Genomic DNA, 6,295 nt, shown 5'->3' on the forward strand with positions numbered 1-6,295 from the left:
CTGGTGTGGCGGTCGGCCATCGACGGGTCGGCGGATCGACGGGTCGGTGGATCAGCAGCAACCGCCCGTGACGGAGGGTTCCTTCGCCTTCGAGCCGGTGTCGGCCTCGCCCGCGCCGGCGCAGCACGTGCTGCCCTGTTGCTTGGCCAGGGAGTCGGCATCGGCCTTGACGACGTAGACCTCCCAGGGTTCCTGGCCGGGGCCGTGGACCCAGACCTTGTCCTGGAGGGCGTAACAACAGGTGGTGTCGTTCTCCACGTCGGTGGCCAGGCCGGACTCGCCCAGGCGGGCGGTGGCGGCGTGCACGGCCTCCGTGCTCTCGACCTCGACTCCGAGGTGGTCCATACGCGTTGCCTCGTCCGCGCCGCCCTCGATGAGGACCAGCTTGAGCGGGGGTTCGGCGACGGAGAAGTTGGCGTAGCCGTCGCGGAGTTTGGCGGGCTGGGTGCCGAAGAGCTTCGTGTAGAAGGCCACGGATGCGGCGAGATCGGGGACACGAAGAGCGAGTTGTACGCGGGATGTCATGGCGAACCTCCTGTGGTGGGTGGGGAGTTCAGCAGCCGCCGGACTGTCCGGCGTTCTCCGGCTCGTCGAAGAGGCCGGTGCCGCCGCACACGCCCGTCTCCGGCAGGGTGAGTTCGACGCTCGGCGGCCTCCTGGTCGCCCGAGATCGCGGCGGCGACGGAGCGGACCTGCTCGTGACCGGTCATGGCGAGGAAGGTCGGCGCGCGGCCGTACGGCTTCATGCCGACCAGGTACACGCCCTGCTCCGGGTGCGAGAGCTCGCCCACACCGTGCGGATGGACCGTGCCGCAGGAGTGGACGTTGGGATCGATGAGCGGGGCCAGGGCGGTCGGCGCCTGGAGGCGCTCGTCGCGAGCACTTCTCGGCGGCCGGGTCGACGACCTCCCCCAGGTCGAGAACAGCCGGACGTGGGACCACTCGCGTACGGCGCTGCCCGCGACCGGGCCGGCCTCCAGGACCAGGGGTTCGATGCCGCGCTCGACGAGGCGGACGGTGGCGGCCGGACCGATGGGGCCGGCGCCGATGGCGACGACGGGCAGCTGGCCGGTGGCGGGCACGCTGGTGCTGGACGAGGCCACGAGGTCCCCCTGTTTCGATATCCGTCGATCTCCTGCGCTGCCAGCATGGCACTTGTATCGATGAACGTCAACATAGACATGCATCGAATTAGAGGTGGGGTGTAGGCCGGTTGGCTGCGGCCCCGCCGTCACTGATTCGACGTATGTCAACATAGATGCATGTCGAACACGAGGGTGTTGCCGCTGCTCGATTCCGCCTCCGGCGAGGCTGTGGCGCCGTGCTGCCCGCCGCTCACCGAGCGCCCGTTCACGGCGGACGAGGCCGAGACGGCCGCGCGGATGTTCAAGGCGCTCGGGGACCCGGTGCGGCTGCGGCTCTTCTCCGCGGTGGCCTCGCACGAGGGCGGCGAGGCGTGTGTCTGCGACATCTCCGACGTCGGGGTCTCCCAGCCGACCGTGTCCCACCACCTGAAGAAGCTCAAGGAGGCCGGTCTGCTCACCTCCGAGCGGCGCGGTACGTGGGTGTACTACCGGGTCGAGTCGTCGGTGCTGGCCGCGATGGGCAGGCTGCTGACCATCGCACCTGCCCGTGCCCCTGCCTCGGCCCCAGCGGTCGCATCATGAGATCGCCATTCGGGCGGGCCCCGCGAAGATGACCTCGCCATCGCGAACGGCTGCCTGGAGGTGGCCGGGATCGCCCGCCCAGGCGCGGCCCGGCGCGGCCTGGGCGTTGAGGATGACGAACTCCAGGCCGAGGTGACGCAGGCGGGACTCGGCGGCGAGTCCAGCTTGACTGCCGCCGATCACCACCACCTGCGTCTCGACGGTCACTCGGCCGATCGTCCGGGCATGAAGATGAGCGCGACCAGCGCCAGCCCGACCACGCCGCCGACGATCTGCATGCCGATGAAGCCAAGGACCGAGCCGGGGGCGATGCCCGCGAAGGTGTCGGTGAAGGCGCGGCCGATCGTCACCGCCGGGTTGGCGAAGGACGTCGACGAGGTGAACCAGTAGGCGGCGCCGATGTAGGAGGCGACGGCCACGGGGGCGTACTGCAGGCGGTTGGCGCGGGCCAGGCCGAAGATCAGCAGGATCAGACCCGCGGTGGCGACGGCTTCGCCGAGGAGCAGGTGTCCTGCCGAGCGGTCGTGGGTGGACCACTTCACGAGGGGCTCGGCGAACATCGCGTCCGCCAGGATCGCGCCCGCGATCGCGCCGACGATCTGCGCGGGGACGTACACGGCCACTTCGCGCGGGGTGACCCCGGGGCCGCCACGTCGTGCGGTCCACCACTCGGCCAGCGTGACGACCGGGTTGAAGTGTGCGCCGGAGACCGGGCCGAGCAGGAGGATCAGGATGCCGAGTCCGAAGGCGGTGGCCGTGGAGTTGGCCAGCAGTTGCAGGCCGACGTCCTTGGTCAGTTCAGTGGCCTGGATGCCGGAGCCGACCACGATCGCGACCAGCAGGGCGGTGCCTATGAGTTCGGCGGCGGCCCGGGCGACCAGGGGAGTACGCGGTGGGGTGGCACCCGGCGCCGACCCGACGGAGTCGGGTGCTGGAGCGGTTGTCGCGGACTCAGCGGTCGGGGCTGCTTCGGCGGCGGTCATGGGCAGGCCCGCTTGTTCTCGGCGGCGGTGCGAGCGGACTCGGCCAGGGCGGCGAACTGGCCGGCGAGTGAGGCGATGACCTCGGGCTTGAGCCGGTAGTAGATGTACCGGCCGCACGGCTCCGTGTCGACGACCCCGGCCTCGCGCAGCACCTTCAGATGGTTGGAGAGGTTGGTCTGCCGGGCGCCGGTCTCCTCCACCAGGTGGGTGGTGCACAGCGTCTCTTTGGCGAGCAGGGTCACGATTTGGAGCCTGAGCGGGTCGGCCAGAACCCGGATCAGATCAGTGTCGACTGACGTCAGCATGGGCTGATACTGTCACATCAGTGGTGGCTGACACCATCAGCTGCTGACATCAATCGCGCCTGATGCCGTGGTGAGAACAAGAGGGACGCGCGTCTCAAGTGAGATTCGTGAGATGAGATACGTGAGACAAGAGAGACCTCTGATGTCCGACAAGCCCTCCGTTCTCTTCGTCTGTGTCCACAACGCCGGCCGCTCCCAGATGGCCGCCGCGTGGCTGACCCACCTGGCCGGGGACCGCGTCGAGGTCCGCTCCGCCGGCTCCAACCCGGGCGCCGGCGTCAACCCGGCGGCCGTCGAGGCCATGGCCGAGGTCGGTATCGACATCTCCGCCGAGGTCCCGAAGATGCTCACCGTGGACGCGGTCAAGGAGTCCGACGTCTGCATCACCATGGGCTGTGGCGACACCTGCCCGGTCTTCCCCGGCAAGCGGTACCTGGACTGGACGCTGGAGGACCCGGCGGGCCAGGGCGTCGAGGCAGTCCGCCCGATTCGGGACGAGATCAAGGTGCTGGTCGAGGGCCTGATCAAGGAGATCGCGCCGCAGCCCCAGGCATGAGCACCCCGACCGACACGACTGGGGACATACGCAACGTCATCGTCGTCGGCTCCGGCCCCGCCGGATACACCGCCATCGTCGGTACCAGGCCGAAGACCGCCCTCGAACGCGAACTCGCCCACCACCTCGTCTGACACACAGGGCACTTCCTCCGCACCACACGGAGAGCTGGTCCAAGCAGCGCCCCGCGCGGATGATGGCCGACATGCGTATCCGCATCGACGCTGTCGACTTCCCCGGCCTCACCTGCTCACCTGGAGCATTCGCCGGCGACGACGTTCCGGCGTACCGCAACATCCACGTCGCCGTGCAACGCCGCGACCGTCCGGCTGAACTCCTCGACCCCAAGCCTGGCGATGCCGCCTCGGCGACCTGGACCCTGGAGTGCGCCGCTGCGACCTCACCGGCCGGCACCGACGTGAAGGGCCCCTACGTGCAGGGCCGTCCGGGCGGCCGGTTCATCTACCTCTCCTGGGGCAGCGTCGACGACTCCGGCACCTTCACGATGTTCCGCCGCGCCAAGCTGATGCTCGACGCCGTGCCCGCCGACGTACTCGACGCAGCCGCGCCCACCGGCCTGCTGGTAGGCCGCCTCGGACTGACTGACGCACGCGGCGGGCCCCTGTGCGCACGGGTCGTACCACCGCGCATCACCTGGACCGCCGAATCCGCTGAGGAAGAGTGACGGCCATGGTGAACCGGATCACTGTTCACCTAAGTCCACCCCAGTCCAATCACACCAACTGAGACCAAAACTTGAGACCACGCACGAAGAAGGGCCCCACCGCGAACGGTGGGGCCCTTCGACATCGTGCCCGGTGAGGCACTGGCGGAGGATACGAGATTCGAACTCGTGAGGGGTTGCCCCCAACACGCTTTCCAAGCGTGCGCCCTAGGCCACTAGGCGAATCCTCCGACGCGAACATTACATGACCGTGGGTGGTGCTTGCGAACTCGTTCGGGCCCCCTGCGATCAGGTACGCTGGGCCTCAGCCCCTCACGCGGCGCTATCTGACTGAACTCCCCCAGGGCCGGAAGGCAGCAAGGGTAGGTTGGCTCTGGCGGGTGCGTGGGGGGTCTTCTGTTGCCTGGCCGCACTGGCCGGAGCGGCGTTCCGCGCGGGGTGAGCCGGGCGCGCGGGGTCGACTGTCAGTGGGGCCCGATATCGTCGTAAGCGTGTCGTCCCTTGCGCTGTACCGCCGCTATCGCCCGGAGTCGTTCGCCGAGGTCATCGGGCAGGAGCATGTAACCGACCCGCTGCAGCAGGCTCTGCGGAACAACCGGGTCAATCACGCGTACCTGTTCAGCGGGCCGCGTGGTTGTGGCAAGACGACCAGTGCGCGCATCCTGGCCCGCTGCCTGAACTGCGAGAAGGGGCCGACGCCGACGCCCTGCGGCGAGTGTCAGTCCTGCCAGGACCTGGCGCGCAACGGACCGGGGTCGATCGACGTCATCGAGATCGACGCGGCGTCGCACGGTGGTGTGGACGATGCCCGTGACCTGCGTGAGAAGGCATTCTTCGGGCCGGCGAGCAGTCGCTACAAGATCTACATCATCGACGAGGCCCACATGGTCACGCCGGCCGGTTTCAACGCGCTGCTCAAGGTCGTCGAGGAGCCCCCGGAGCACCTCAAGTTCATCTTCGCCACCACGGAACCCGAGAAGGTCATCGGGACGATTCGCTCCCGGACCCACCACTACCCCTTCCGCCTGGTCCCGCCGGGCACGCTCCGCGAGTACCTCGCCCAGGTCTGCGGACAGGAGAACATCCCGGTCGCCGACGGCGTGCTCCCGCTGGTCGTCCGGTCCGGCGCGGGTTCCGTACGAGACTCGATGTCCGTCATGGACCAGTTGCTGGCCGGCGCCCGTGCCGAGGGCGTGACGTACGCCATGGCCACCTCCCTGCTCGGCTACACGGACGCCTCGCTGCTCGACTCCGTGGTCGAGGCGTTCGCCTCCGGGGACGGAGCGGCTGCCTTCGAGGTCGTGGACCGCATCATCGAGGGCGGCAACGACCCGCGCCGCTTCGTCGCCGACCTGCTCGAACGGCTGCGCGACCTGGTGATCCTGGCCGCCGTGCCGGACGCGGCGGAGAAGGGGCTCATCGACGCCCCTGTGGATGTGGTCGAGCGTATGCAGGCCCAGGCCGGTGTCTTCGGCGCCGCCGAACTCAGCCGCGCCGCCGACCTCGTCAACGAGGGGCTCACGGAGATGCGGGGCGCGACCTCGCCCCGACTCCAGCTGGAACTCATCTGCGCGCGCGTGCTGCTCCCCGCCGCGTACGGCGACGAGCGCTCCGTCATGGCCCGGCTCGACAAGCTGGAGCGTGGCGTCAACTTCTCCGGCGGCCCCGCGGCGGGCATGGGCGGCGCCGGAATCGTCATGGGGTACGTCCCGGGACCCGGTGCGCACGAGGGCGCGGTGTCCGGCGGCCCCGCGGGCGCCCCAGTTCCGGCAGGCGGCGGGGTCGCGGCGGCGCGGATGGCGGTGCGCGGGGATGCGCCGGGCATGCCTGACCTGCCCGGTACGGCGGACACAGCCGGCGTTCCCACCTCGCACCCGTACCCCCAGCCCCAGTCCCAGGCTCCAGTGGCACCGACCCCGACCCCGACCCCGACCCCGGCCCCGGCTCAGGCACCGCCACCGGTGGCCCTCGCCCCGGCCGCCCCAGGCGCCTGGCCCACCTCGACTACCGCCGGCAGTGGCCGGCGCCCCGGCGGCTGGCCCACGGCCTCAGCTGCGGGCAGCGGCCAGTCCCCGGCGGCCCGCCCTGGCCCGGCGCCC

The 6,295-nt window shown here is 70.0% G+C and carries 8 protein-coding genes, 1 tRNA gene, 1 other RNA gene and 2 pseudogenes; 6 read left to right on the forward strand and 6 right to left on the reverse strand.

The window, feature by feature from the left end:
* Window positions 1-51: 51 nt before the first annotated feature.
* Window positions 52-525, reverse strand: a complete 474-nt coding sequence (locus G3I56_RS39235; protein WP_164417764.1) for an ArsI/CadI family heavy metal resistance metalloenzyme — start codon at window positions 523-525, stop codon at window positions 52-54.
* A 28-nt stretch (window positions 526-553) separates the two neighbouring features.
* Window positions 554-875, reverse strand: a pseudogene (locus G3I56_RS44405) (flavoprotein); the annotation flags it as partial.
* A gap of 387 nt (window positions 876-1,262) precedes the next feature.
* On the opposite strand from G3I56_RS44405, the gene G3I56_RS39245 reads away from it, so the two are divergent.
* The gene (locus G3I56_RS39245; protein WP_164417766.1) at window positions 1,263-1,667 is read left to right on the forward strand and encodes a metalloregulator ArsR/SmtB family transcription factor; all 405 of its coding nucleotides are present in this window, start codon (window positions 1,263-1,265) and stop codon (window positions 1,665-1,667) included.
* A 78-nt stretch (window positions 1,668-1,745) separates the two neighbouring features.
* Here the strand turns inward: G3I56_RS39245 and G3I56_RS44410 are convergent.
* The 3 genes and pseudogenes from G3I56_RS44410 to G3I56_RS39260 form a co-directional block, all read right to left on the reverse strand.
* Window positions 1,746-1,874: pseudogene (locus tag G3I56_RS44410) on the reverse strand (pyridine nucleotide-disulfide oxidoreductase); the annotation flags it as partial.
* Complete coding sequence (locus G3I56_RS39255) at window positions 1,871-2,650, reverse strand: MIP/aquaporin family protein (RefSeq protein ID WP_164417768.1); 780 nt, start codon at window positions 2,648-2,650, stop codon at window positions 1,871-1,873. The gene G3I56_RS39255 and the pseudogene G3I56_RS44410, both read right to left, overlap by 4 nt.
* Window positions 2,647-2,955 carry a metalloregulator ArsR/SmtB family transcription factor gene (locus tag G3I56_RS39260; RefSeq protein WP_164417770.1) on the reverse strand — a complete coding sequence of 103 codons (309 nt, stop codon included), beginning with the start codon at window positions 2,953-2,955 and terminating at the stop codon, window positions 2,647-2,649. Before G3I56_RS39260 ends, G3I56_RS39255 begins: the two co-directional genes overlap by 4 nt.
* A 142-nt stretch (window positions 2,956-3,097) precedes the next feature.
* On the opposite strand from G3I56_RS39260, the gene G3I56_RS39265 reads away from it, so the two are divergent.
* Genes G3I56_RS39265 through G3I56_RS39275 form a run of 3 tightly spaced genes read left to right on the forward strand, consistent with a single transcriptional unit; the run spans window position 3,098 to window position 4,196 of the window.
* The gene (locus tag G3I56_RS39265; RefSeq protein ID WP_164417772.1) at window positions 3,098-3,511 is read left to right on the forward strand and encodes an arsenate reductase ArsC; all 414 of its coding nucleotides are present in this window, start codon (window positions 3,098-3,100) and stop codon (window positions 3,509-3,511) included.
* A complete protein-coding gene (locus G3I56_RS39270; protein ID WP_164417774.1) occupies window positions 3,508-3,645 on the forward strand; it encodes a hypothetical protein in 138 nt (45 codons plus the stop codon). Before G3I56_RS39265 ends, G3I56_RS39270 begins: the two co-directional genes overlap by 4 nt.
* Window positions 3,646-3,704: 59 nt before the next feature.
* Window positions 3,705-4,196 carry a DUF5990 family protein gene (locus G3I56_RS39275; protein WP_164417776.1) on the forward strand — a complete coding sequence of 164 codons (492 nt, stop codon included), beginning with the start codon at window positions 3,705-3,707 and terminating at the stop codon, window positions 4,194-4,196.
* A gap of 142 nt (window positions 4,197-4,338) precedes the next feature.
* On the opposite strand, the gene G3I56_RS39280 is transcribed toward G3I56_RS39275, so the two are convergent.
* Window positions 4,339-4,426: transfer RNA gene (locus G3I56_RS39280), tRNA-Ser, on the reverse strand.
* 73 nt (window positions 4,427-4,499) lie between these two features.
* Here G3I56_RS39280 and ffs point away from each other — a divergent pair.
* Window positions 4,500-4,596, forward strand: an RNA gene (gene ffs, locus G3I56_RS39285) — signal recognition particle sRNA small type.
* A gap of 91 nt (window positions 4,597-4,687) precedes the next feature.
* Window positions 4,688-6,295 (forward strand): DNA polymerase III subunit gamma and tau (locus G3I56_RS39290; protein ID WP_164417778.1); only part of this gene is annotated, 1,608 nt, incomplete at its 3' end.

This window comes from Streptomyces sp. SID12488 (assembly GCF_010548275.1).
In the GTDB taxonomy this organism is placed as follows: Bacteria; Actinomycetota; Actinomycetes; order Streptomycetales; family Streptomycetaceae; genus Streptomyces.

Bases quoted from the DNA above. Each gene is read 5' to 3' on its own strand.
- G3I56_RS39260 (WP_164417770.1), bottom strand. From the start codon at position 2,955: ATGCTGACGTCAGTCGACACTGATCTGATCCGGGTTCTGGCCGACCCG.
- G3I56_RS39275 (WP_164417776.1), top strand. From the start codon at position 3,705: ATGATGGCCGACATGCGTATCCGCATCGACGCTGTCGACTTCCCCGGC.
- G3I56_RS39270 (WP_164417774.1), top strand. From the start codon at position 3,508: ATGAGCACCCCGACCGACACGACTGGGGACATACGCAACGTCATCGTC.
- G3I56_RS39245 (WP_164417766.1), top strand. From the start codon at position 1,263: ATGTCGAACACGAGGGTGTTGCCGCTGCTCGATTCCGCCTCCGGCGAG.
- G3I56_RS39265 (WP_164417772.1), top strand. From the start codon at position 3,098: ATGTCCGACAAGCCCTCCGTTCTCTTCGTCTGTGTCCACAACGCCGGC.
- G3I56_RS39255 (WP_164417768.1), bottom strand. From the start codon at position 2,650: ATGACCGCCGCCGAAGCAGCCCCGACCGCTGAGTCCGCGACAACCGCT.
- G3I56_RS39235 (WP_164417764.1), bottom strand. From the start codon at position 525: ATGACATCCCGCGTACAACTCGCTCTTCGTGTCCCCGATCTCGCCGCA.